Genomic DNA, 24,886 nt, shown 5'->3' on the forward strand with positions numbered 1-24,886 from the left:
TTCAGCCAGCCGCGCGCGCGATCTGCCGAGGTGGCTCATGTGGTACAATCGCAATCGCCAACACGCCGCGCTCGCCGGCCTATCTCCCGAGACTGCGCTGAACAACCTCGCGAGAAATCACAGCTAGAGCGTCTCGTAGCCCCGGCTGCGCTTCGAGCGGGCGATGTCGTGCAGCGCGTCGAGCGCCTTGCCGACGCTCGGATAGAGGTCGCGGCGGATCCGGCCGCTGACCCCGATCCGCCCCCATTCGCGCACGAGCTCCCACTCGTCGAACAGCGTGCGCTGGATCGACATCGCATAGTAGCGGCGCTTGTTCGCCTCGATGTCGATACACCGCAGGTGCAGGTCCGTCGGGAAGAGGTCGAGTTGCATGGAGGGCTCCCGCGCGGCGCCACGAGGGCCGCCGCACGGATCACTCTAGTCTCTCGCGCACCCGGCGTTGAGGCGGCAAACGCCGCCCTCCACCGCAATTTCGCCATGGCACGCGCCGTGCCGGGGCCTCAGGCCGAGATGCGCGGCGTCTCGCCGGGGGCGGGCGTGTAGGGGAAGCTCCCCGCGTTCAGCACGGTCTCGACGCCGCCGAGTTCCGCGATCCGCGCCTCCTGGTCGGCGAAGGCGCGCGCGTTCACCGCTTCGGGATCGCAGATCGCCCGCAGCCGCCGCTCCCCTTCCGTGATCGCCGCCTCGTGGCCGCCCTCCAGCGCGAGATCGCGCGTCTCGTAGGGATCGGCCGCGAGGTCGAAGAGCTGGGGTCGGTGGCCGGCATAGTGGATGTATTTGTAGCGCCCGAAGCGGACCATGAAGATCCCGGTGATCGAGGCGACGGCGTGATACTCGCTGAGCACCGTCCGGTCCTCGTCGGCCCCCTCCATGATGGCGTGGAGCGAGCGGCCCGGCAGGTCGCTGTCGTCCGGATGCGGCGCGACGCCGACCGTCTCGAGGATCGTCGGATGCGCGTCGACGAGGGAGACGGGCGTCGCGATCCGCCGGCCCGCCGCGACGCCGGGGCCCGACAGGATCAGCGGGATCCCCGCCGACTCCTCGTACATGTTGGATTTGCCCCAGAAGGTGCGCGTGCCGAGATTGTCGCCGTGGTCGGAGGTGTAGACGACGAGCGTGTCCTCGGCGAGGCCGGTCTCCTTCAGCGTCTTCAGGATGCGGCCGATATTGTCGTCGAGGAAGGAGACCATCCCGTAATAGGCCGCGATCGCGGTGCGCACGTGGGCCTCGTCGCGGAAATGGTCCTCGTAGCTCTGGACCTCGCGCAGCTTCTTGAGGACCGGGTGGTCGGGAAAGTCGCCGGGGCCGCGCAGGCGCGGCATCGGCAGCGTATCGAGCGGGTAGAGGTCGAAGAATTCCTGCGGCGCGACCAGCGGGAAATGCGGGCAGACGAATGAGACGAAGAGCGTCCAGTCCTTCTCGTCCGGCGCGCGCGCGGCCTCGCGCAGCCAGTCGCAGGCGGCGTCGCGGATCTTGCGGTCGTAGCCGGTGTAGCTCGATTCCCCCGGCCCCGCGTCGGCGGCAAGCTGCGCCGTCGAGGTGCGCGGCGGCGGCGGGCGGCGCACCATCCCCTGGATATCCCCCTGCCCGTTGAGGACGTGGAGCGCCAGGATCTCGTCGTCGAAGCCGGCCGAATCCTCGACCGAGCGGTAGTGCAGCTTGCCGATGGAATCGCACCGGTGCCCGGCCTCCTGCAGGCGGTGCCCCCAGGACGGCGGCGTGCCGTCATAGGGGAAGGCGTTGTCCCAGTTGCCGATCTCGTGGACGTGGCGGCCCGTCGCGAACGAGGCGCGCGCCGGCACGCAGATCGGGCAGTTCGTGTAGGCGGCGTCGAAGACGGTGCCGGAGGCGGCGAGCGCGTCAAGATTCGGCGTCTTGATCACGTCGTTTCCGTGAAAGCCGGCGACGCGCTTGGAATGCTCGTCCGACATGATGAAGAGGACGTTCGTCACGAAGTGGTCTCCTTGGCGCGACGTTTGCGGGCGAGGGCCGTCTGGGCGAACGGCCAGATCAGCGTGAGGGCGGACACGGCGAGGAAGCCGAGCGCGATCGGCCGGTCGAGGATGCCCCAGAAGCCGGCGGCGGTGAGCTGCATGCCGGAGCGGAGTTCCTCCTCGAGGATGCCGGCGAGCACGAAGCCGATGACGAACGGTCCGAGCGGGACGCGGCACCGGGCCATGCCGAAGCCGATGAGGCCGAAGAAGAGCATGACCCACACGTCGAACATGCGGTTGTGGAGCGCGTAGCAGCCGACGACGCAGGCGACGAAGATCGCGGGCAGGAGCAGCGCGCGGTTGACGAGCATCAGCCGGGCGATCCACCGCACCGAGTAGGTCATGATGACGAACATCAGGACGTTCGCGACGAGATAGGCCGCGATCAGCGCCCACACGAAGTCGGCATTGTTCACGAAGAGGAGCGGGCCCGGCTGGATGTTGTGCAGGATCAGCGCACCGAGAAGGATGGCGTCGATCGGGCTGCCGGGAATGCCCATCGTGATGAGCGGGATCAGCGCACCACCGACATTGGCGTTGTTCGCCGCCTCCGAGGCGACGATCCCTTCCTCCGAGCCGGTGCCGAAGGCGTCCGGGTCCTTGGAGACGCTGCGCGCCGTCGCGTAGGCGACCATCGAGGAGATGGAGGCGCCGACGCCGGGGAGGATCCCGATCCAGGTGCCGATGACGGAGGAGCGCAGGAGGTTCACCCCGTGCCGGCGCCAGGTCGAGAGCGCCAGGAGCAGCGAGCCGCCCCCCACCTTGATCGGGCTCGCCTTCTTCTCGATCTCGAACGCGTCGGTGATGATCTGGCTCATCACGAAGACGCCGAGGAGGACCGGGAGCAGCGCGAAGCCGCCATCGAGCTCGTGCCAGCCGAAGGTGAGGCGGAGCTGTCCGTCGGAGGGGTTGAGGCCGGGGAGCGCGAAGGCGATGCCGAGCGCGCCGGCGAGGAGCCCCTTCACCATCGAGCCCTGGCTGATCGAGGCGATGAGGACGAGCGCCATCAGCACCATCGCGAAATATTCGAACGGGCCGAAGGTGGTCGCCCAGCGCGAGAGCGGCACGGAGAGGACCACGAGGAACACGCCGGCGATGAGGCCGCCGACGAGGGAGGCGCCGATCGAGAGGCTGAGCGCCCGCTCCGCCTCGCCGCGCGCGGCCATCGGGTAGCCGTCGAAGGTCGTCATGACCGAGGACGGGGTGCCCGGCATCCTCAGCAGCGTCGCGCTGATGAGGCCGCCCGAGACCGAGCCCACATACATCGCCACCATCAGGACGAGGGCGTGGGTCGAGTTCATCGTGAAAGTCAGCGGGATCGACAGGGCGATCAGCATCCCGCCCGTCAGGCCGGGCACCGCGCCGACGAAGATGCCGAGCGTCGTGCCGAGCAGAACCCAGAGGAACGGCACCGGGCTGAAGATGTAGCCGAAGGCGCCCAGAAGGTCAGCGAGCATCTCTCACCGCGGAAGGTCGATGTAGAAGAACTGGGTGAACAGGAGCGTCCCGCCGACGCCGAGGATGACCGCCAGGACGAGGCCGGTCACGATCGAGCGCAGGTGGAAGATCGACAGGAGCGCCGTGCCCGCGGCGAGGAAGAGGATCGTCGCGGTCTGGAAGCCGAGGACCCCGGCCGCCATCACCCCCACATAGGCGAGGGCGAGGACGTAGATGCCGACGGCGATGTCGGGCCGCGTCCTGTAGTCCCGCTCCCGCACGATGGCGGGCCAGGGCCGGGCGGCAATCGCGCGCAGGAGCACGACCGCGCCGAGCAGCGTGAGGACGAGGGCGACGCCGCGCGGCACGGCGGCCGAGCCGAGCGGGTCGAAGAAGGGTGGCGGGATCTTCGAGGCCTGCCACCACATGAGCCCCGCGAGAAGGGCGACGCCGGCGGCGAGGCCGACATCGCTGCGGGGCGTCCGGCTCGCCCCGAAGATCCGGGCGAGACGCGCGGTCGTGCTCACATCGTGCTCCGATGCCGGCCGCGCTTTACTGGACGGCCTTGCGCGCGGCCGGGACGAGCGGCAGCGTCTCGGCGAGCGCCTCTTCGAGCTGCGCGCGCACGACGTCGGGCTCGAGGAATTTCGGGTTGAGGCCGAAACCGCGCAGCTGGGCCGCCACCTCTTCCTGGTTCATCGCCTCGCGGAAGGCGTCGCGCAGGATCTTCAAGCGGTCCTCCGGCGTCCCCTTCGGGGCGAGCCAGATGCGCTGCGACGGGACCACGACGTCGAGGCCGAGCTCCTTCGCGGTCGGCACGTCCGGGAGTTCCGCGACGCGCTCGTCGGTCAGCATCAGCGCCGGCTTGAGGCCCGATTCCTGGAACTGCACGAGCTCCTGCGTCGAGAAGAGCGCGGTGTCGGTGTGGCCGCCGAGCAGCGACTGGTAGCGCTTGGCGCCGCCGCCGACCTGCACATAGCGCAGCTCGACCCCCGCCTCCGTCGCGACGCGCATCGGCACGAAATGGACCGGCAGGCCGATATTGGCCGCGACCGTCACCGTGTCGGGGTTCTCCTTGGCGAAGGCGAGCAGCTCCTCGAAGGTGCCGAAGCGGCCTTCCTTGGACAGGGCGAGGCCCATGTCGGCAAAGCCCGTCGCGCCGATGATCTCGAAATCGGACTGGTCGAAATCGACGACGCCCATCGCCTTCGACGTGACGATGCCGTCGTGCCAGAGGCCGATCGTGTGACCGTCGGGCTCGGCGTCCTTGATGGCGCGCGTGCCGATCGTGCCGCCCGCGCCCGCCATGTTGATGACGACGACGCTCTCGTTCAGCACGTTGCCGGTCTCGAACGCCTTCTGGAAGATGCGCGATAGACCGTCGATGGCGCCGCCCGGATCGGTCGGCACGATGATCTTGATCGGTTGATCGGGAAAGGCGAACGCCGAAGCGGGTACCGCCAAGGCGAGCGCGCACGCGAGCGCCACGCGGCGCGTGAACGAACGGGCCATGTAGTCCTCCCTAGGCCGAAGGCCTTTTTGTTTTTGTCCGGCCAGTTGACACCAGCCCCAAGGTCGGGACAAGCACAGTTTGTTAGACATGCAATAACCCCAGGTTATCAGTCAGACATGGAAGATCGGCTCGCGGACTATCTCGTCGCGATCGAGGAATGCGGGAGCTTCCGCGCGGCGGCGGACCGGCTCGGCATCAGCCAGCCGGCGTTGACGAAGGCGGTGCACCGCCTGGAGGACGAGGTCGGCGCGGCGCTGTTCGACCGGCGCTCGCGGGGGGTGACGTTCACCGTCTATGGCCGGGTGATCCTGCGCCACGCGCTCACCGTACGCGCCAGCGTGCGCGAGACGCTGGAGGAGATCGCAGCGCTGAAGCAGGGCCTTCTCGGCCGCGTGCGTGTGGGGGCCGGACCGTCCTGGCAGCGCTCGGTCCTGCCGTCCGCGATCGCGACCTTCCGGGAGGATTGGCCGCTCGTCCATCTGGAGCTCTTCGGGGGGATGGACGATCAGCTGAAGGCGCGCCTCAGGGCCGGCGAGCTCGACTTCGTGCTCGCCGCGATGGCGGCGCCGACGCCGATCGAGCCCGACCTCACCGGCCGCCCCCTCATCGACGACGAGTACCGGATCATCGCCCGCGCGAACCATCCGCTGACACGCCGCGCCGGGCCGATCGCACTCGCCGAGACGCTGGACTTTCCCTGGATCCTGCCGGGCCGCGCCTCGCACATGGTGCTGCGGCTGGAGGCGATCTTCCAGGCGCATGGCCTCCCCGCCCCGGACGCGATCATCGAGACCGACATCGCCGCGCTGAAGCTCACCCTGATGCAGCACGCGGACTATCTGAGCTTCCACGCGGTCGGACAGCTGCGCGAGACCGACCCCGGCCCGATCGTCGCCCTCGATGCCCCGGAGGCGCGCTGGCGCCGCACGGCCGGCATCATCATGCGCCGCGGCACCGCCCCCAACCCCGCGGCCGAGGCGCTGATCGCGGAGATCGAGCGGATCTGCCGGGGCGATCCGGCGCCGGAGGTCCGCGTCCCGGCCCTCAGCGCGGCGCGAGAACATTGATCGCGGGGTCGAACACCCACACGTGCTGGCTCGCCGGGCGGATCGTGCGCGCCCAGTCCGCGAGGATGTCCTTGTCGCGCCGCAGCGTCTGCATCCGGCGCGCGATGTCGCCCGGCTCCCAGCCTTCCAGGATGCGCGCCGTGAGACGGCGCAGCACCGCCGCGTGCGCCGGATCGCCGGCGAGATTGCGCGTCTCGTGCGGATCCTCGGCGAGGTCGAAGAGGAGCGGCGGTTCGCTGTCGAAGAGGCACAGCTTGTAGCGCCCCGCGCGGATCATGCGCTGCTGCACGGCGCGTCCGCCCGTCCAATAGGGCACGCTGTCGGTGCAATATTCGCAGAAGGTCTCGTCGCGCCAGGGCGTCCCGGCGGACTTCGCGAGCGGCCAGAAGCTGACCCCGTCCGCGTTCGGAAGCTGCGGCGCGCCGAGCGCCTCCAGCATCGTCTGCGACAGGTCCGTGAGGTTCACGATCTCGCCGCGCCGCTCGCCCGCCGGCAGCACCCCCGGCAGGCGCATCATCATGGGAACCGCGGCCGATTCCTCGAAGAAGGTGTGCTTCCAGTAGAGGCCGCGCTCGCCGATATGGTCGCCATGGTCGGAGGCGTAGACGATGAGCGTCTCGTCGAGGACGCCGAGTTCGTCGAGCGTGTCGAGGAGCCGGCCGATCATCTCGTCCATCCGGTGGACGAGCCCGTAATAGGCCGTGCGGGCGCGGCGCGCGTCGTCGGGGTCCGGGTCCGCGATGCCGCGATCGGTACGCCACCAGCGATAGAAGGCGTGCTCGTTCTCGGGCACCGGACGCACCGGGTCGGGCACGCGGCCCTCATAGCGCGCATAGGCCTCGGGGTCGGCGACATAGGGCGGGTGCGGCAGCATCAGCCCGACCGTCAGGCAGAAGGGCTCGCTCGCCCGGCGCCGCAGCCAGTCGACCGCCGCCTCCACCACCGCCTCGTCCTTCGCCTGGTAGGCGCTGAGGCCGGGGCCGCTGGCGCTCAGCGCACGCGGGTCGGGGTCGTTCGCGCCCGCGAGAGGGCCAAGCCCGTGGCGCGGCGGTCCGGGGAAATTCGGCGAGTGCTCGCCCACTTCGCGCTCGGCATAGCCGTGGAGCTGGTCCGGCCCCAGCGCGTGGAGGCGGCCGATGAGGGTCGGCCGGTGCCCCCCCGCCCCCATCGCGTGCAGCCATGTCGGGATCCCGGACGACAGGACGTCGTCGTTCGTCCAGCAATCCTGCCTGTGCGGCCAGCGCCCCGTCAGCATCGACATGCGGCTCGGCACGCAGATCGGGGACGGGCAGTAGGCGTTGTCGAAGGTGACGCCCTCGGCGGCGATGCGGTCGAGATTGGGCGTCTCGATCACGCCGTCCCCGTAGGCGCCCGTCACGTGGCGGGCGTGCTGATCGGAGAAGATGAACAACAGATTCGGAGCGTCAGCCACACTTCGCCTCCCCCTGCGCGCGACGGCTTCGGACATTGTGCTCGTGGACATGGTCGCCCGGCGCGATGGCGGCGGTCGCGAGCCCGATCACCGCGCCATATTTGCGGACCGGCTCCCCCACCGCGACGGCGCGCACCGCGATCTTGTGGCAGCGCGGGATCGCCGCGTTGGCCGTAAGGCGGCCCGCCCCCTCCCCCGCCCCGTCGAGGCCGACACTGTCGCCCTTGGCGAGCGCGACGAGCACGGTCGCGACATTGTCGGCCGCGTCGAGGACGATCGCGCGGGCCTCGCCCGGCGCGGCGCTCACAGCGCGGCCCCGTAGCGGCTGATCACCTCGTCCCCCTCGCCGAAGATCTCGGCGAAGGTGAGCGCGCCGCCCGACGTCTCGAGGGTGGCGCGGAACAGGCGGTCGGCAGCCGCCTCCATCGTCTCGTCCCCGTTGAAGGCGGGCGAGAGGTCGACGTCGATCTGCTCGGTGAGGCGGGCGGCGGAGTCCGGATTGCCCGTCACCTTCACGGTCGGGGCGATGAGCGAGCCATAGGAGTTGCCCACCCCCGTCGCGAAGAGGAGGAGGTTCGCCCCCGCCGCCACGAACCCGGTGAGGGATTCGGGCGCATAGGCCGGCGCGTCCATGACGTGGAGCCCGGCGCAGGGCGGCGCCTCGCCATAGTCGAGAAGGCCCGCGACGGGGCTCGTCCCGGACTTCGCGACCGCGCCGAGCGATTTCTCCTCGATGGTGGTGAGGCCGGCATCGATGTTCGTCCGGCTCGGATTGTTGCCGGTGAGGTCGATGCCCGCCGCCACCGCCGCCGCCTCGCGCCGCAGCACCGCGCCTTCGATGGCGCGGGCGAGCGCGGGATCGGCGGCGCGCGCGGCGAGCCGGTCCTCCGCGCCGAGCCACTCGATCGTCTCGCCGATGATCGCGACTCCGCCGGCGGCGACCACGCGGTCCGCGACGCGCCCGATCACCGGATTGGCGACAAGCCCGGAGGACGGGTCGGAGCGACCGCATTCGAGCCCGAGGACGAGTCCGGAAAGGGGGATCGCCTCGCGCCGCTCACGCGAAAGATGCTTCATGAGGCGCGCGCCGCGGCGGATGCCGCGATCGATGAGGGTATGGGCGTCGTGGTTGCAGTGGTCGAAGGTGAGCGCGACCGTCGGCTTGCCGGAGGCGGTGGCGGCCTCCGCGATCTCGTCGACGAGCAGCCCGTCCGCCCCCACCACGATGACGCCGCCGGCGTTCGGGTGGGTGGCGAGGCCGGCGAGCGCGCGCCGGTGGGTCGCCCGGTCCTCCCCCATCAGGCCGCTGCCATAGGGGGAGCCGGCATAGACGGCCTTCAGCGTCGCCGCGATGCGGCGGCTCGCCGGCCCCGTCAGCCCCGTCACCGAGAGGACGAGGAGGTGGTTGCGCGTGCCGAACCGGCCGTCCTTGCGGGCAAAGCCCAGAAATGCGTCCTCCCTCATGGCGCGTCGGCCCCGGCCGGAAGACGGCGCGAACGGCTCTCCATCCAGGCCCGGAAGAACGGCCAGACGAGGAGGATGATGGAGATGATGAGGAAGATCAGCGGCAGCGGGCGGGTGAAGATCGGCTCGATGGAGCCGGCCGTCATCATCAGCCCGGAGCGCAGCTTCTCCTCCATCAGCGGCGCGAGGACGAAGCCGATCACGAAGGGCCCGAGCGGGAAGCCGCCCTTCTCCATCGCGAAGCCGACGACGCCGAAGGCGAGCATCACCCACACGTCGAACATCGTGTTGTCGAGCGCGAAGGTGCCGATCACGCAGAAGACGAGGATCACCGGCAGGAGATAGTGGCGCGGCACGTACATGATCCGCGCGACGACCCGCACCGAGCCCATCATGACGACGTACATCAGGATGTTGGCGACGAGGCAGGCCGCGATCATCGCCCAGACGATGTCGCCGTTGGTGATGAAGAGGGTCGGCCCCGGCGTGATCGAGTGGATCATCAGCGCGCCGATGAGGATCGCGTCGATGACCGAGCCCGGAATGCCCATCGCGATCAGCGGGATCAGCGCGCCGCCGATGGTGGCGTTGTTCGCCGATTCGGAAGCGACGATCCCCTCCTCCGAGCCGCGCCCGAACTCCTCGGGATGGCGGGACATGTTGCGGGCGGTCGTGTAGGCCATGATCGAGCCGATCGAGGCGCCGATGCCCGGCAGGATGCCGACCCAGGTGCCGATGATCGACGAGCGGAACATGTTCCAGGCCTGGTCGCGCCAGTCCTTCAGCGACATGAGCATTCCCGAGACGCGCGTCTCGACCCGCTCCATGCGCTTGCCGATCGTCACGATGTCGCCGATCACCTGGCTGACGGCGAAGATGCCGATGAGCACGGGGAGAAGCTTCAGCCCGCCATTGAGGACGTACCAGTCCCAGGTGAGGCGCGGCTGGCCGGCCGACGGATCGACGCCCGGCATCGAGACGAGCATCCCGAGGAAGCCCGAGACGAGCCCCTTGATCATCGAGCCCTGGCTCACCGACGCGATGAGGACCATCGCCATCAGGATGAGGGTGAAATATTCGAACGGCCCGAAGCGCGTCGCCCAGATCGACAGGGGCTTGGCGAGGAAGAGGAGCACGACCCAGGAGACCATGCCGCCGACGAACGAGGCGGCGATGCCGAGCCCCAGCGCGCGGCCGGGCTTGCCGGCCATCGCCATCGGGTGGCCGTCGAAGGTCGTGACGACGTTGGACGGGGTGCCGGGCATGCGCAGGAGCGTCGCCGTGATCAGCCCGCCGGTGATCGACCCGACATACATGCCGATGAGCAGCACGATCGCGTTGACGGGCTGCATGTAGAATGTCAGCGGCAAGGTCAGCGCGATCAGCATCGCGCCGGACAGGCCGGGGATCGCGCCGACGACGATGCCCGCGACCGTTCCGATGAGGACGTAGAGGAACGGCAGCGGTGTCATCAGGTGCAACAGAGCGCCGGTGAGGCCCTCGATCATCACTATCTCCAGGAAATGGCTAGAGGCCGGGCAGGTCGACCACGAAGAGGCGCGTGAACACGAGCGCGGAGCCCCAGCCCATGACGGCCGAGATGAGCGCCGCCACGATCAGCGGGCGGGGACGGAAGCGCACGAGGAAGCCGATGGTGACGAAGAGGTAGATCGCCGTCAGCGGCGCGAAATTCACGACGCGCGCATCGAGGAGCGCGACGTAGAGGATGGTGAGGAGCCCGGTCGCGAACGCGTCGAGCGTGTGGGGCCGCTCGGCGGACGTCTCCCCGATCGCCATGTCCGCGCCCGAGCGCCAGGCCATGAAGGCGATGAAGAGGCTGAGGAGCATCACGATCAGCGCCGTCGCCTGCGGCACCGGGGCCGAGCCGAGCGGCTCGAAGGTGCCGGGCGGGATGTCCCGCGTCTCCCACAGGACCGCGAGACAGACGAGGACGAAGAACAGGCTGACGCCGAACGCCCAACGCGCCGCGCCCGCCATCATCGCCCCGTCCCGCTGGCGCGGGCGAATGAATCGCCCGGCCGGTCAAGGTTCGTCATGGTGGGTCCTATTTCTGCGCGGCCTGCTTGGCGACCGGCTCGATGCGCTGCCACGTCGCGTCGAGGGAGGCCTGCATCGCGTCGCCCTTCAGGAAGGTCGGGCTGAACATCTTCTCTTCGTAGAATTTCTGGATCCGCTCGGTCTTGGAGGCCTCCTCGAGCGCGTTCGCGAGCCCGTCGATCGCCTCCTGCGGCGTACCCTTCGGCGCGAACCACCAGCTCTCGACGCAGTAGTTCAGGTCGTAGCCGAGCTCCTTCATGGTCGGGATCTCCTTCAGCACCCCGACCCGCTCCGCGCCGGTGTAGGCGAGCGGCTTGATCTGGGTGTCGGCGATCTCGGTCCCGTCCGGGTTGCGCGTGAAGTTCGCGACCTCGGCCGCCGAGAGGACGGACACGTTGGTCTGCCCGCCGGTGAGCGCGGTGAAGTTCGCGGTGCCGCCGCCGATCTGCACGAAGCGGAATTTCGCCCCGTCGACGAGGTTCTGCAGGAGGATGCCGCCCATATGGTTGATCGCGCCGAGATTGGCGCCGAAGAGGAGCGTGTCGGGCTCGTCCGCCGCCTTCTGGAGAAGCTGCTCGACCGAATCGATGCCCGAATCCTTGCGCACCACCGGCAGGACGCAGAACTCGCCGGTCGTCGCCACGGGCTCATAGTCGCGATAGCCGAAGTCGAAGACGCCGCCGCCCTCGCCGCCCATCAGCGCGATGTGGAGGGTGAGGAAGGTGTAGCCGTCGGGCTCGGCCTCCATCACCTGGCGCGCGCCGATCGAGAAGTGGCCGCCGACATTCACGACGGTGAGCGGCTCGGGCAGGATCTCGTTTTCCTGGAGCGCCACCTGGTAGGCGCGGGTCACCTGATCGGAGGTGCCGCCCGCCTGGAACGGGACGATCACCTTGATCGGCTTCTCCGGCCATTCGGCCATCGCACCCGTCGCCATGCCGAGCGACAGGACGCTCGCCAAACCGGCCACCACACATGTCTTCATCATCGCAACTTTCCTCCTCTCAGGCGTGTTGTTCGTCATCGGTTGGGATCACCCAAGATCCCCCCAGCCATCATTGCCGTCAGAAGACCGACATCGTCGGACGACGAGTCCAGATCTTCATCGAGACGTCGGCGACCGGCATCGGCCGGCCGGCGGAATTCGTTGTCCGACTGCATTCCGAGCGGCGAAAGCTTCGAGAGACGCAGGAACATCAACCGCATATTTCGGACCATGGGTCACCTCACACGCTCGGCGATCCGACCGGCGAACGCCTTTGAGCGGTCCGATACTCCACCGGAAGAGGCTTGTATGTCAACTATTCCTACCTGATAGATAGGATATCAGGAAATTGGAGTGGCCAGCGTGTTGAAACCCGGACGTCCTCGGTGCGCCGACGCGGTCGTGCATCCCCGAAGCCCCTTGGAAATCGACAATTCAGGAAATCGTTTATCGGCCCGGCGCGGCGACCGCGCAGGCGACGAAACACATCGGGTGCCCTGTACAGGCGATGTCCTGCTGTCGTGTCGTGAGGCTTCGACTAGGTCAGCACAGCTCGCGCGGCGAACGCGATCGGTCTTCGCTCCGGCAATACTGCGGAATGCTTGGTCATGAGCGTCTCTTCCCAACACGTCTCTCCCGCAATGCGGTGGACGCGTTTGTTTTCGTTGGTTAGACCTTGCCACAATAAGTGCATTGCGCGGCGATGGACAAGCCCCGATCCAACGGGGCGGCGGGCCGACCGCAGCAGGGGGGAAATTGGATGAATACCAATTCGGCGCGGCCGAATGTGCTCCTCATCGCGGTCGATCAATGGCCCGGCCGGCTTTTCGGCCACCGTGGCCACCCCGTTGTCGAAACACCCACCATCGACCAGATGGCGCGCAACGGCATCAGCTTCCCCCGCGCCTACTCGGAGTGCCCGATTTGCATTCCGGCACGGCGGACGATGATGACGGGCACCACCCCGCGCACCCACGGGGACCGCGTCTTCCAGCCCGCACTCACCATGCCGGACCTGCCGACGCTCGCCGGCACCTTCACCGCCGCCGGCTACCAGAGCGCGGCCGTCGGCAAGCTCCACGTCTACCCGCAGCGCAACCGGATCGGGTTCGAGGAGGCGCTGATCGCCGAGGAGGGCCGGCCGCAGCTCGGCGCCGTCGACGACCACGACCTCTACCTCTCCGATCGCGGCTTTCCCGGCCGCCAGTTCTTCCACGGCATGTCGAACAACGACTATGGCTGGCGGACCTGGCATCTGCCGGAAGACTGCCACGTCACCAACTGGACGACCTTCGCGATGTGCCGCACGATCAAGCGGCGCGACCCGACGCGGCCGGGCTTCTGGCACCTCTCCTACACCCAGCCCCATCCCCCGCTCGTCCCCCTCGCGGCCTATTTCGAGCGCTATGCGCGGCGCGAGATGCCGGCGGCGCTGGAGGCGGACTGGGGGAAGGATGTCCCCTTCGCGCTCCAGGCGGTGCGCGGCTTCTGGGAACAGCTCGGGCCGGAGCGGCTTGCCGACGTGCGGCGCGCCTTCTACGCGCTCTGCACCCACATCGACGCCCAGCTCCGCATCGTGATCGGCACGCTGCGCGAGGAGAATATCCTCGACGACACGGCTATCCTCCTGTGCGGCGACCACGGCGACATGCTCGGCGATTTCGGCCTCTACGCGAAGCGGCTGATGTATGAGGGGTCGGCCAACATCCCGATGATCCTGATCCCGCCCGCCGGCCACCGCACCACCGCGCCCGGCAGCGTCGACGACCGCCTCGTCGGCCTCCAGGACATCATGCCGACGCTGCTCGACCTTGCCGGCATCCCCGTGCCCGACACCTGCGACGGCCTCTCGATGACGGGCGAGGCGCGGCGCGAGACGCTCTATTGCGAATCCCTCGAAGGGGCGAAGGCGACGCGCATGATCCATGACGGGCGCCACAAGCTCATCTGGTATCCGGCCGGCAATGTCGTGCAGCTCTTCGACATCGAGGCCGACCCCGACGAGTGCGCCGACCGCGCGGCCGACCCCGCCTTCGCCGAGATCCGCGCCCACCTGGAGGCGCGCCTCGCGGCCGAGCTCTATGGCGCCGACCTCGATTTCGTGGAGGACGGCCGCCTCGTCGGGAGCCCGGCGCTCACCTTCGCGCCCGGCGCCAATCGCGGCCTCTCCGGCCAGCGCGGGCTCCACTACCCGCCGCCGCCGCTCGACGATCCGACCAACGTGGTGGGAGCGGGCTGATGCTCTTCGGCGTGACGGTCCTGCCCGAATGGGCGCAGGCCGAAGGCATCGAGCGCGTGCTCGACAATCTGGAAGCGGCGGGCGCCACTGCGCTCGCGACGAGCCCCTATGTGATGGAGCCCGTCGCCGACGGCACCGGCTCGCGCGAGCCGCCGGCCGATGGCGGCGCCGGCAAGGTGCGCCTTCTCGACCGGCTCCTGTGGGGCCGGCGGGATCTGTGGGTGCGCACCGCGCCGAGCTTCGCGCCCGACCCCAGCCTCTATGAGGGGCTCGCCTACCAGCCGCCCGAGCCCGACGCCCTCACCGCCCGCGAAGGCGAGATCGTCGCCCGCTTCATCGGTGCCGCGAAGGCGCGCGGCCTCACCGTCCACATGCAGGTCCAGTCCGCGATCCCGCCCGGCTACCGCGTGCAGTTCGGCGGACCACGGCCGGAAGATGCGCCGCTCGGCCCGGACGACCGGCCGGTGGAGGGACGCGTCGACCTCAACGCGAGCCTCGCCGCGCCCGAAATCCTCGCCTACGCGAAGGCGCTCGCGACCGACCTTGCCCGCGCCTATCCCGACATCGACGCACTGCGGATCGATTGGCCGGAATATCCGCCCTACCATTTCGGCGCGCTCTTCTTCGACTTCTCCCCCCACGTGCTCGCCCGCGCGGAGGCGATGGGGATCGACACCGGCCGGATGCGCCGCGACACGCTCGCGCTGCGCGACTATCTCACCAAGGGGCTGACGGATGCCGGCCTCTCCGCCGCGATCGCCGCGCCATCCGCCGCCGAATGGCTCGACCGTCTCGCCTCCGACTATCCGGGAGTCGCGGACCTTCTCGCCCTGAAGCGCGCCCTCTCGGTCGGGCTGATCGCGGCGTGGCGGGAGGCGCTGCCGGCCTCGATCGCGCTCGTCCCGCAGGCCTTCCCGCCGCCCTTCCATCGCCTCTCAGGGTTCGACTTCGCCGCGGCCGGGGCGATCGCGGACGAGATCGGCGTCAAGCTCTACACGATGCACTGGCCGATGATCCTGCGGAACTGGGGGGATGCGATGGCGGGGAGCGGCGTCGCGCCCGATGCACTCGGCGCCGCCCTCGTCGCGCTCGCCGACACCGGAGGGCCGGCGGCGGCCCTCTCCGCCCTCCTCTATCCCGAACCCGACATGGCGCACCCGGCGGGGGACGCGGCGATGGCGGCGAAGATCCGGGACGCGCGCGAGGCGGTCGGCGGGGCCTGCCCCGTCTCCGCCTTCGGCCACGGCTACGGGCCGATCGAGGACGTGACGCGCCGCGCGCGCGTCGCCTTCGAGGCAGCGGACGGGCGGCTCTGGATGAACCGGTACGGCTATCTCTCGGATGAGAAGCTCGCCGCGCTCGCGACCATCGTGAGGGGATGATGGATCTTTCCGCAAACACCGCCGACATCACCCTTGCGCGGATCTCGACGCTCGCGCTGCGCATCCCGCTCGAGCGGCCGATGCCGACCGCCTTCGGGCTGATGGACGCGCGCGCGACCCTCCTCGTGCGGCTGGAGGACGATGAGGGCGCCGTCGGGTGGGGCGAGATCTGGTGCAACTTCCCGACCTTCGGGGCCGAGCACCGGGCGCTGCTCCTCGAACGCATCGTCGCGCCCATGATCCTCGGCCGTGCGATCCGCGCCGGTGCGACGCCCGTGGCGCTGGAAGCCAAGCTCGCCACCCTCGCGCTCCAGACCGGCGAGTTCGGCCCGCTCGCGCAGGTTCTCGGCGGGCTCGACATGGCGCTCTGGGACCTGGCCGCCCGGCGCGCGGGCGAGCCCCTCCACCGCCTCCTCGGGTCGACGGTCTCGGCGGTCCCGGCCTATGCGAGCGGCATCAACCCGACCGACCCCGGCGAGACGGTGCGGCGCGCGCAGGCGGCGGGCTTCCGCGCCTTCAAGCTGAAGCTCGGCTTCGGCCGGGATCGCGACCTCGCGAACGCCGCCGAAGTCGCCGATGCGCTGGGTGTGGGCGACATTTTCATGGTCGACGCCAACCAGGGGTGGGGGCGCGAGGAGGCCGTCGCGATGGCGGAGGCGCTCGCCCCGCTCGGCCCGAAATGGCTGGAGGAGCCGCTCCCGGCCGACGCCACCGAGGCGGACTGGAAGGCGGTCGCCGCCGTCGGCCTGCCGATCGCGGCGGGGGAGAACATGCGCGGCCTTCCCGCCTTCGAGGTCGCGCTCGCGGCAGGCTGGCTCGCCGTCGCCCAGCCGGACGCGGGCAAATGGGGCGGGCTCTCGGGCGGCCTCGCGGTCGCCCGGCGCGCGCTCGGGGCCGGCCGGCGCTTCTGCCCGCATCACCTGGCGGGTGCGGTCGGCCTCGTCGCGGCCGCCCACCTCCTCGCCGCGGCCGGCGGCGACGGCCTCCTCGAGACCGATGTCAACGACAACCCGCTCCGCACCCTCCTCGTCGGCGACCTGCCGCCGCTCGTCGACGGCGCGTGGACGCTACCGGAGGGGCCGGGCCTCGGCGTCGCGCCCGACCGCGCTTCGGTCTCCCGCTTGATCGCGCGCGAGGGCGAGGTCACGGCGTGAGCGGCGATGCGTTGCGCCTCGCGCGCCTTCGCGCCCACACCGTCCCGGTCTCGGCGAAGACGGCGTGGATCTTCGTAGAGGCGTGCCTCTCGGACGGGACGGTCGGCTTCGGCGAGGCGTCCCTCTTCGGGGAGGAGCACGCGGTCAACGCAGAGATCGCGGCGCTCGACGCCCGGCTCGGTGCGGAGGGGCTCGCCGTCACCGGCCCGGCGCTCGCCGCGCTCGACCAGATGCAGATGCCCGCGCCGCGCAAGATCCTGCGCACGGCCCTCGAAGGCGCGCTCCTCGACGCCCTCGCCCGCCGCGCGGACCTTCCCGTCGCGACGCTCCTCGGCGGCCCTTTCCGCGACCCGATCCCCTGCTACGCCAACATCAATCGCGGCATCGCCGACCGCTCGCCGGAGGGGTTCGCCGCCCGCGCCGCGGAGATCGTCGGCACAGGCTATCGCGCGATCAAGATCGCCCCTTTCGACGGGGTGCGCTGGTCGGCTATGGGGCCGCGCACCGCGAACGGCGCGCTCGACACCGGGCTCGCCCGCATCGCGGCGGTCCGGGCGCGGATCGGGCCGGCCGTGAAACTCCTCGTCGACTGCCACGGCCGCTTCAACCGCGCGCTCGCGACGACGGTCCTCGCCGAACTCGCCCCGGTCGGTCTCTACTGGATCGAGGACCCGCTCGACGAGCGCTTCGCCCACGCGGACGACCACCGCGCCGTGCGCGAGGCCGCACACCGGACGGGCGCGATGGTGGCGGGCGGCGAGGCGCTCACCAATCTCGCCGAGACGGTGCGGTTCCTGGCGCTCGCCGGGCACGACGTCATCCTGCCGGACCTGCGTGAAACCGGGATCCTCGAAGGGATGGCGATGCTGCGCCTCGGCGTGGAATCGGGCGTGCTTGCGAGCCTCCACAACCCCGCCGGCCCGGTGCTCGACGCGCTCTCGCGCGAGGTCGCGGCGGCGCTGCCGTCCTTCCTGATCCTGGAGCGGCAGGTGGGTGAGAGCGCGCTCTATGATGCGGTGCGCGGCCGACCCGCCGCCGCCCTCTGCGACGGCGCCGTCGCGCGCGATCCGGGGCCGGGGATCGGCTTCACGCCGGACCGTGCGGCGCTCGATGCCGCCGCCGCCACCCCGCTTGGCGTGGCGCGCAGCTTCGCCGGGATCGGCGGCGCCGGCCCCGACGCCTGAACCGCTATTTCGGCTTGTTGAAGCGCTCCATCAGCGCGTCGAACGTCTCGTAGGAGGTCGGGTTGTCCGGGCAGAGGCCCGAGCCGCACTCGGCGACGGTGGAGAGGCCGTTGCCGAAGGCGACGAGGAAGAAGAGCACCGTCGCGAGCGTGCCGAAGGCGGAGCGGAAGCGCGTCCCCCACCCCTCCGGCGGCTGGAAGACGAGCATCACGCCCGCCCCGAGGACCACCACCCCGAACACCACGAAGGCCCACGAATAGAAGTGGAGGCCGAAAAAGGGGTCGCCATAGCTCCCGGTGCCGGGCACGACGTGGAGCGCCACCTGGCGAAGCGCCACCGCCCCGCCCGCGAACGCGCCGAGGATCATCAGCCCATAGTGCCGCCCGGACGAGCCGAAGATGACGTTCAGCGCGAGGCCCAGCCCGACGATGCAGAAGCCGGCGCGCTGCAGAATGCAGAGCGGGCACGGCAATTCACCCTTGGCGAACTGGTCGTAGAAGGCGAACAGGAGGACGCCGGAGATGCCGAAGAGGGCGAGGATGTTGAGATTGTAGGCAAGACGCTCTGACATCGTGACCTCTCAGAGCGCGATGTTGATGGCGTCGGTCGCGTGGAAGCGGAAGAGCACCAGCAGCGCCACCACGGTGATCACCCCGGCCCCGATCGCCCCCATGCGCAGGCCGCACCAGGCCAGAATCAGCGCCAGCGCGCTGGTGAAAAACGGGACGCTCATCATCGGGCCGATCTCCCATCTGGTCTGCCGTCGTCCGGCGCGGTGGGAGGCCGGAGATCGGGGCGAACCTACGGACCGCGATCTTCTGCCGCAAGGCATCGACCGGCCTCTCTCCACCGCTGACGCGACGGGGCGAGGCGGGGTGCGCTCACACGGCCACGCTATGGCGCCCGGCCCCGCCCGCGCGATAGGCGTCGAAGGCCGCCGCGACCACGCGCGCCAGCGGACGGCCGGCCTCGGTGAGCGCGATTCGCCCGCCCTCGATGGTGACGAGCCCGTCGTCCGCCAAGGGGGCGAGGGCCGCGAGCGCATCGTCCGCCCATCCGGGAGCCGCGCCGAAGCGGGCGGTCGCGGCGTCGAGGTCGGCGGCGCCGAAGCACATCAGCGCCTCGATGATGTCGCCGCGCAGCCGGTCCTCGCCGGTGAGGGCGACGCCCTTTGCGACCGGAAGGCGCCTCTCGCCCACCGCTCGCGCCCACGCGCCCGTCTCCGCGATGTTCTGGACATAGCCGCCGGGCGTGCGCCCGATCGAGGTCGCGCCGACGCCGAGGAGCGTCGTCGCCCGGTCGCTCGTATAGCCCTGGAAATTGCGGCGCAGCGTCCCCTCGCGCGCGGCGCGCGCCAGCCCATCGTCCGGCGCCGCGAAATGGTCGATCCCGATCGGCACCATCCCGCCCGCCACGATCGCGCGCGCAGCCGCCTCCGCCTGCTCGAGCCGGGCCGCCGCGCCCGGCAGCGCCTCGGCCGGGATGAGGCGCTGCTTCTTCGCCATCCACGGAACGTGCGCGTAGCCGAAGAGGGCGATCCGCTTCGGCCCGATCGCGAGCGCACGGGCGACCGTGTCGACGAGCATCGCACTCGTCTGGTGCGGCAGGCCGTAGATGAGGTCGAAATTCACGTTGCTGATGCCCGCCTCGCCGAGCGCCGCGACGGCCGCCTCCACCATCTCGGGCGGCTGGATCCGGTTGATCGCCGCCTGGACCTTCGGGTCGAACTCCTGGACGCCGAAGCTCGCCCGGTTGAAGCCGAGCCGGCCGAGCCATGCCGCCTTCTCGCGGTCGAAGGTGCGCGGGTCGCACTCGATCGCGATCTCCGCGTCCGCCTCGACCGTGAAGCGCGCGCGCACGCGCTCCATCACCCGCGCAAGCTCGGCGCCGGCAAGGACCGTCGGCGTGCCGCCGCCCCAATGGATGTGGGCGACCCGCATCCGCGCTGGGAGCGCGGCGGCGAGGCTGTCGACCTCGGCGATGAGCGTGTCGACATAGTCCTCGACCGGGGCGCGGCGCGTCCCGACGAGCTTCATGTTGCAGCCGCAATACCAGCAGATCTCGCGGCAGAAGGGGACGTGGAGATAGAGCGAGACCGCATCCGCCGGGTCGAGCGCGCCGAGCCACCCGCGATAGGCCGCCTCGTCGATGCCGGGATGGAAGTGCGGCGCGGTCGGATAGCTCGTGTAGCGCGGCACGGTGGTCATCGAGTGGCGGGCGATCACATCGGTCATGGCGAAACCCCTCGTGGAACGGCGGCGATCGGTCGCCTCGCTTGTCATGCGGCGCGGAGCGGCACCTTGATCCGGATCAACCGCGCCGCGCGCGGGGGTCGGGGCGGCCCCTCGCGCTCGCATGGCGGCCGGCTGTCCACGATCCGCGATTTCTTGATCGCCCGATCGATTCCCATCGAGCGCAAAGCGCGCTAGGAGGCAGGGGGGAAGCGTGGTTGCCTGAATGCGGTCCCGCGCGGCGCAGAAGCCGCTGCACCGTCGCGCCACGCCGGAACATCAGAACGACGCGTGGGAGCGTGCGGCGCCGGCCCGCCCTCCCGAGCGCCGACACGACAAGGAGATCGCCATGCCATTCACCGCCATTGAAGCCGGTTCCGTCGCCGTGATCACCGGGGGCGCGCAGGGGATCGGCCTCGCCGCCGCGAAGCGCTTCGCCGAGCGCGGGCTGAAGGTCTGCATCGCCGACCTCGACGAAGCCGCGCTCGCCGCCGGCGCCGAAGCCCTAGCAGCGATCGCGCCGGACGGGGCCGACAGCGTCATGGCGGAGCGGGTCGATGTCAGCAAGGTCGAATCCGTGAGGGCGCTGGAGGCCGCCGTCAACGCGCGCTTCGGCGGGACGGACGTCCTCATGAACAATGCAGGCATCCAGCCCGGCAGCGGCATCTTCGGCCCGGCCGAGGCGTGGGAGCGCGTCCTCGCGGTGAATTTGTGGGGCATCATCCACGGCTCGCAGGTCTTCGTGCCGGGGATGATCACGCGCGGCCGGCCCGGCCTTGTCATCAACACCGGCTCCAAGCAGGGCATCACCACCCCGCCCGGCGACCCGGCCTACAATGTCGCGAAATCGGGCGTGAAGACCTTCACCGAGGCGCTGGAGCACGAGCTGCGCAACACGGCGAACGGCCGGGTGAGCGCGCATCTCCTGATCCCCGGCTTCGTCTATACCGGCCTCACCGCGCGCGGCCGTACCGAGAAGCCGGAAGGCGCGTGGACGGCCGACGAGACGGTCGACTTCATGCTGAAGAGCCTCGAAGCCGGCGACTTCTACATCCTGTGCCCGGACAATGACGTGCCGCGCCCGGTCGACGAGCGGCGCATCCTTTGGGCGGCGGGCGATATCGTGGAGAACCGCCCGCCTCTGTCGCGCTGGCATCCGGACTATCAGGACGCGTTCGCCGCCTTCCTGAAGGGGTGAGCGAAGGGCGGCGCGCCGCCCTCCCCCTCGACTATTGCGCGCCGGAGAAGACGCTCTTGTTGAGGACGCCGTGGACGCCCCAGTTGCCGTCCACGACCTGCGTCACGCCGAAATCCGTCGCGACCGACATCAGCGAGATCGCCTCGTCCTCGGTGAGCCCGTAGGTGCCCATCAGGAACTTGCGCATCTTGCGGAAGGCGTCGCGCATCGCGTTGTCGATCGAGGACTTCGAATAGATGTCGGCCTGCGCGCTGTCCCCGAGCTCGGCGAGATAGTTCGGATAGCTGAAGCCGTGGACGACCCACTCGTCCTGCGTTTCGAGAAGCGGGAAGTCGAGACCCTCGATCGGCGTGCCGGCGAGGGCGTCGGCCTTGTGGAGGACGACCTGGATCACGCCGGTGAGCGAGGTCTCGATCGCGGTGCCGGCGAGCTCCGAATCGCCCTGCGCGGCGTGCGGATCCCCGGCGGAGAGGAGAGCGCCCTCGACGGCAATCGGGTAGTACATCGTCCCGCCCTTGCCGATGCGCCAGTTGTCGATGTTGCCGCCGAAATAGGAGGGCGGGATGGAATCGACATAGTCCGCCTCACGCGGGGCGACGCCCATCGTGCCGAAATGCGGGCGGATCGGCACGCGCACGTCCGCGAGCACGCCCGACTTTTCCTCCACGGTCGAATGGTCGACCGGCACGCCCGGATAGTCGATCTGCTCGTGGACGACGCCGCTCGGGTCCGTCTGCGGCGTCCAGCGGAAGCTGTAGACGGCCTTCGCCCAGTTCTTCTTCCCCGACGGATCGATCTCGTAGATCGTGATGACTTCGCGCCCTTTCGGCTCCTCGAGCAGGTCGTTGAAGTGGAAGCCCCACCAGGCGGCCGCGTTGCTGCCGAAGGTCTTGCCTTCATAGTCCGGGTTGCCGGACGGACGCGGGGCGAGGTCGAGGATGCGGACCTCCAGCACGTCGCCGGGCTCGGCCCCGCAGACATAGATCGGGCCGGTGAGGATGTGGACGCCGAAGCCCTCGCCCGCGCCGCGCCCGTGGATCGAGGCGTCGACCGGACCCGCGCCGCGGCGGTCGACCCCCTTCTCGCCGGGCTCCCACTTGAACACGCTCTCCGCGCCCGGATCGCCGGTCACCATGCGCGCCGCGTCGTCGTTCGCGTGATGGGTGAGGGTCTCGATCGTGACGAAGTCGCCGGACTGGATCACCGCCTGCGGCTCCAGATCCTTCGAGAAATAGCCCCAGTGGACGCTGTCGGCGCTGGCCTTGATGGTGTGATGGGCCGCGCCTTCCGGGGCCGCCGCGCAATCCACCTGCGCCATCGCGGTGGACACGCCGCCCGCGGCGCACAGTGCAAGAATTCCGGCTGAGGCCGTTAGTTTCTCGATCAACGACATCGCTGCTTCTCCCTTGTCGACATCACGAACAACTCGTGCGTTGCCGGAAGCAGCAATTGTTGTGCCGTTTCTTCCCGTAAATTGTTTACTTGTGACGATTGGGGGCAAGGAATACGTGGCGCGAGGCCCGCGAGGACCGATCACCCGCCGCCGGGGCGGGTGATCGGCATCGGATCAGGGGACGAGCGCCGCGCCGCCCGCGATGAGCGCCTCGATTTCGGCGGCGGGATAGCCCGCCTCGGCGAGGACTTCGCGGGTGTGTTCGCCCAGAAGCGGCGCGTGGCGCGTCACGCTGCCCGGCGTCGCGCCGAACTTCACCGGAAGGCCGAGCGCCTTCGTCATGCCCGCGACCGGATGGTCGAGCTCCACGATCATCTCGCGCGCGTTCACGTGCGGATCCTCGTGCATCTCCATGATGGAGAGGACGGGGCCGGCCGGGACGCCGGCCTCCTCGAGCTTCTCCAGCCATTCCTCGGTCGAGCGGGTGACGAAGTGGGCGGTCAGCGCCTCGGTCAGCTCGTCGAGATGGTCCATCCGCCCGGCATTCTCGGCAAAGCGCGGGTCGGTGCCGAGCTCGGGCGCGCCGATGACGCCGAGGAGGCGCACCCAGTTGTTCTGGTTGGCCGCGCCGATATTGATCCAGCCGTCCTTCGTCTGGAACGCCTGGTAGGGCGCGTTGAGCGGATGGGCCGAGCCCATCGGCCCCGGCGACACGCCGGTCGCGAACGCGATCGCCGACTGCCAGTAGGTGTGGGTGATCGCCGCCTCGAGGAGCGAGGTGTCGACCATCTGCCCCTCCCCCGTCTGCAGCTTGTGGGCATAGGCGGCCGAGACGCCCATCGCGGCGAGGATGCCCGCCGTGATGTCGGAGACGGGCGCGCCGACCTTCACCGGCGGACGGCCCGGCCCCTCGCCGGTGATCGACATGAGGCCCGACATCCCCTGCGCGACGAGGTCGAAGCCGCCGCGCGAGGCGTAGGGGCCCGTGCGCCCGAAGCCGGAGACGGCGCAGTAGATGAGGCCCGGATTGTCGGCCTTCAGCGTCTCGTAGCCGAGGCCGAGCTTCTGCATCGTGTCCTGGCGGTAGTTCTCGATGACGACGTCGGCGTCGGCGAGAAGGCGGCGCAGAACGGCGCGCGCCTCCTCCTTCTTCAGGTCGAGCGCGACGCCCCGCTTGTTGCGGTTCATCATCATGAAGGCGGCGCTCACGCCGTTGACGTGCGGGGTGTTGCGCCGCGTGTCGTCGCCGGTCGGCTTCTCGACCTTCACGACGTCGGCCCCCATGTCGGCGAGCATCATGCCCGCCACGGGGCCAGCCATGATATGCGCGAGCTCGATGACGCGCATTCCGGCGAGGGGTCCCTTGCCGCTCACCGCCCCTTGAACTCCGGCTTGCGCTTCCCGAGGAAGGCTTCCATGCCCTCGCGGAAATCCTCGCTCATGTAGGTCATCAGGATGAGGTCGTCGTCGCGCGCCTCCGGCCCTTCGGTGCGCAGGCGCCGCAGCCCCTCCTTCGTCGCCCGCAGCGTCAGCGGCGCGAGCTTCGCGATGTTGGACGCGATCTCGTTGGCGCGCGCCATCAGGGTGTCGTGATCGGGCAGCACCTCGGAGACGAGGCCGAGGGCGAGCGCCTCTTCCGCGCCGACGAGGCGGGCGGTGAAGATCACGTCCTTCACCCGCGCCGGGCCGATGATGGCCGAGAGGCGCGACAGGTTCGCGATCGACAGGCAGTTGCCGAGCGTGCGCGCGATCGGGAAGCCGAACTTCAGGTTCGCGTTGGTGATGCGCAGGTCGCACGCCGCCGCGATGCCCGCCCCGCCCCCGGTGCAGGCGCCGGAGATGGCGGCGATGGTCGGCACCTTGCAGCGCTCCACCGCCGTGTAGACGGTCCCCATATTGTGCTCGTAATCGAGCGCATCCTGCTCGGTCTTGAAGCCGCGGAACTGGGTCATGTCCGTCCCGGCGGCGAACGCCTTCTCGCCCGCCCCGGTGATGATGATCGCCTTCACCGAGCCGTCGGTCGGCACGGTCTCGCAGATCGATTCGAGGCTCCGGTACATCGCGAAGGTGAGCGCGTTGCGCGCCTCCGGCCGGTTCAGCGTGACGGTGACGATGCCGTCACGCTCCTCGTGGATCAGTTCGTTGTCGCTCACAC

General features: G+C 69.9%; 24 protein-coding genes. 6 read left to right on the plus strand and 18 right to left on the minus strand.

The features are described from left to right. Window positions 1-123 precede the first annotated feature (123 nt). The 5 genes from DBV35_RS23380 to DBV35_RS23400 form a co-directional block, all read right to left on the minus strand. Window positions 124-372: a WGR domain-containing protein gene (locus tag DBV35_RS23380; protein ID WP_108662821.1), complete on the minus strand. Its 249-nt coding sequence runs from the start codon at window positions 370-372 to the stop codon at window positions 124-126. Window positions 373-500: 128 nt separating this feature from the next. Beyond that, window positions 501-1,952, minus strand: coding sequence for a sulfatase family protein (locus tag DBV35_RS23385; protein WP_205648837.1), 1,452 nt, complete (start codon window positions 1,950-1,952; stop codon window positions 501-503). Next, complete coding sequence (locus DBV35_RS23390) at window positions 1,949-3,451, minus strand: tripartite tricarboxylate transporter permease (RefSeq protein ID WP_108662822.1); 1,503 nt, start codon at window positions 3,449-3,451, stop codon at window positions 1,949-1,951. Before DBV35_RS23390 ends, DBV35_RS23385 begins: the two co-directional genes overlap by 4 nt. 3 nt (window positions 3,452-3,454) lie before the next feature. Continuing rightward, window positions 3,455-3,958, minus strand: coding sequence for a tripartite tricarboxylate transporter TctB family protein (locus DBV35_RS23395; RefSeq protein ID WP_108662823.1), 504 nt, complete (start codon window positions 3,956-3,958; stop codon window positions 3,455-3,457). 25 nt (window positions 3,959-3,983) lie between these two features. Further along, window positions 3,984-4,943: a tripartite tricarboxylate transporter substrate binding protein gene (locus tag DBV35_RS23400; RefSeq protein WP_157961930.1), complete on the minus strand. Its 960-nt coding sequence runs from the start codon at window positions 4,941-4,943 to the stop codon at window positions 3,984-3,986. Window positions 4,944-5,060: 117 nt separating this feature from the next. On the opposite strand from DBV35_RS23400, the gene DBV35_RS23405 reads away from it, so the two are divergent. Next, a complete protein-coding gene (locus DBV35_RS23405) occupies window positions 5,061-6,011 on the plus strand; it encodes a LysR family transcriptional regulator (protein WP_108662825.1) in 951 nt (316 codons plus the stop codon). On the opposite strand, the gene DBV35_RS23410 is transcribed toward DBV35_RS23405, so the two are convergent. From DBV35_RS23410 to DBV35_RS30340, 7 genes are all read right to left on the minus strand, one after another. Then, window positions 5,989-7,443, minus strand: coding sequence for a sulfatase-like hydrolase/transferase (locus DBV35_RS23410; RefSeq protein WP_205648838.1), 1,455 nt, complete (start codon window positions 7,441-7,443; stop codon window positions 5,989-5,991). The two genes, DBV35_RS23405 and DBV35_RS23410, sit on opposite strands and share 23 nt — an antisense overlap. Further along, complete coding sequence (locus DBV35_RS23415; RefSeq protein ID WP_108662827.1) at window positions 7,436-7,750, minus strand: UxaA family hydrolase; 315 nt, start codon at window positions 7,748-7,750, stop codon at window positions 7,436-7,438. Before DBV35_RS23415 ends, DBV35_RS23410 begins: the two co-directional genes overlap by 8 nt. Then, complete coding sequence (locus tag DBV35_RS23420) at window positions 7,747-8,907, minus strand: UxaA family hydrolase (protein WP_108662828.1); 1,161 nt, start codon at window positions 8,905-8,907, stop codon at window positions 7,747-7,749. Before DBV35_RS23420 ends, DBV35_RS23415 begins: the two co-directional genes overlap by 4 nt. Beyond that, window positions 8,904-10,415, minus strand: a complete 1,512-nt coding sequence (locus DBV35_RS23425; protein WP_108662829.1) for a tripartite tricarboxylate transporter permease — start codon at window positions 10,413-10,415, stop codon at window positions 8,904-8,906. The genes DBV35_RS23420 and DBV35_RS23425 overlap by 4 nt, the downstream gene beginning before the upstream one ends. A 19-nt stretch (window positions 10,416-10,434) precedes the next feature. Then, entirely contained in the window at window positions 10,435-10,908 is a 474-nt protein-coding gene (locus DBV35_RS23430) for a tripartite tricarboxylate transporter TctB family protein (RefSeq protein WP_108662830.1), read from the minus strand. A 64-nt stretch (window positions 10,909-10,972) separates the two neighbouring features. Next, complete coding sequence (locus DBV35_RS23435; protein WP_157961931.1) at window positions 10,973-11,953, minus strand: Bug family tripartite tricarboxylate transporter substrate binding protein; 981 nt, start codon at window positions 11,951-11,953, stop codon at window positions 10,973-10,975. A gap of 32 nt (window positions 11,954-11,985) precedes the next feature. Next, window positions 11,986-12,162, minus strand: a complete 177-nt coding sequence (locus DBV35_RS30340) for a hypothetical protein (protein WP_170135019.1) — start codon at window positions 12,160-12,162, stop codon at window positions 11,986-11,988. Window positions 12,163-12,710: 548 nt separating this feature from the next. On the opposite strand from DBV35_RS30340, the gene DBV35_RS23440 reads away from it, so the two are divergent. Genes DBV35_RS23440 through DBV35_RS23455 form a run of 4 tightly spaced genes read left to right on the plus strand, consistent with a single transcriptional unit; the run spans window position 12,711 to window position 17,909 of the window. Continuing rightward, window positions 12,711-14,189, plus strand: a complete 1,479-nt coding sequence (locus DBV35_RS23440) for a sulfatase-like hydrolase/transferase (protein WP_108662832.1) — start codon at window positions 12,711-12,713, stop codon at window positions 14,187-14,189. Continuing rightward, the gene (locus DBV35_RS23445) at window positions 14,189-15,571 is read left to right on the plus strand and encodes a hypothetical protein (protein ID WP_108662833.1); all 1,383 of its coding nucleotides are present in this window, start codon (window positions 14,189-14,191) and stop codon (window positions 15,569-15,571) included. The genes DBV35_RS23440 and DBV35_RS23445 overlap by 1 nt, the downstream gene beginning before the upstream one ends. Next, entirely contained in the window at window positions 15,571-16,725 is a 1,155-nt protein-coding gene (locus tag DBV35_RS23450) for a mandelate racemase/muconate lactonizing enzyme family protein (protein ID WP_205648839.1), read from the plus strand. Before DBV35_RS23445 ends, DBV35_RS23450 begins: the two co-directional genes overlap by 1 nt. Next, entirely contained in the window at window positions 16,722-17,909 is a 1,188-nt protein-coding gene (locus DBV35_RS23455) for a mandelate racemase/muconate lactonizing enzyme family protein (RefSeq protein WP_170135020.1), read from the plus strand. The genes DBV35_RS23450 and DBV35_RS23455 overlap by 4 nt, the downstream gene beginning before the upstream one ends. A 4-nt stretch (window positions 17,910-17,913) precedes the next feature. Here the strand turns inward: DBV35_RS23455 and DBV35_RS23460 are convergent, their stop codons facing one another. The 3 genes from DBV35_RS23460 to hemN all read right to left on the minus strand — a co-directional run bounded on the left by DBV35_RS23460 (window position 17,914) and on the right by hemN (window position 20,143). Beyond that, the gene (locus DBV35_RS23460) at window positions 17,914-18,480 is read right to left on the minus strand and encodes a disulfide bond formation protein B (protein WP_108662836.1); all 567 of its coding nucleotides are present in this window, start codon (window positions 18,478-18,480) and stop codon (window positions 17,914-17,916) included. 9 nt (window positions 18,481-18,489) lie between these two features. Beyond that, the gene (locus tag DBV35_RS30345; RefSeq protein ID WP_157961934.1) at window positions 18,490-18,642 is read right to left on the minus strand and encodes a DUF5993 family protein; all 153 of its coding nucleotides are present in this window, start codon (window positions 18,640-18,642) and stop codon (window positions 18,490-18,492) included. Between the two features lie 148 nt (window positions 18,643-18,790). After that, window positions 18,791-20,143, minus strand: a complete 1,353-nt coding sequence (gene hemN, locus DBV35_RS23465; protein ID WP_108662837.1) for an oxygen-independent coproporphyrinogen III oxidase — start codon at window positions 20,141-20,143, stop codon at window positions 18,791-18,793. A gap of 346 nt (window positions 20,144-20,489) precedes the next feature. Between hemN and DBV35_RS23470 the strand changes: the two genes are divergently transcribed. Continuing rightward, window positions 20,490-21,338 (plus strand): SDR family NAD(P)-dependent oxidoreductase, encoded by an 849-nt coding sequence (locus DBV35_RS23470; protein WP_108663435.1) that lies wholly within the window; start codon window positions 20,490-20,492, stop codon window positions 21,336-21,338. 31 nt (window positions 21,339-21,369) lie between these two features. On the opposite strand, the gene DBV35_RS23475 is transcribed toward DBV35_RS23470, so the two are convergent. The 3 genes from DBV35_RS23475 to DBV35_RS23485 all read right to left on the minus strand — a co-directional run bounded on the left by DBV35_RS23475 (window position 21,370) and on the right by DBV35_RS23485 (window position 24,884). Further along, a complete protein-coding gene (locus DBV35_RS23475) occupies window positions 21,370-22,731 on the minus strand; it encodes an acetamidase/formamidase family protein (RefSeq protein ID WP_108662838.1) in 1,362 nt (453 codons plus the stop codon). A 174-nt stretch (window positions 22,732-22,905) separates the two neighbouring features. Further along, window positions 22,906-24,078 carry a CaiB/BaiF CoA transferase family protein gene (locus DBV35_RS23480; RefSeq protein WP_205648885.1) on the minus strand — a complete coding sequence of 391 codons (1,173 nt, stop codon included), beginning with the start codon at window positions 24,076-24,078 and terminating at the stop codon, window positions 22,906-22,908. Window positions 24,079-24,101: 23 nt separating this feature from the next. Further along, complete coding sequence (locus DBV35_RS23485; protein WP_108662840.1) at window positions 24,102-24,884, minus strand: enoyl-CoA hydratase/isomerase family protein; 783 nt, start codon at window positions 24,882-24,884, stop codon at window positions 24,102-24,104. Between the last annotated feature and the right edge of the window lie 2 nt (window positions 24,885-24,886).

The organism is Acuticoccus kandeliae (assembly GCF_003073115.1).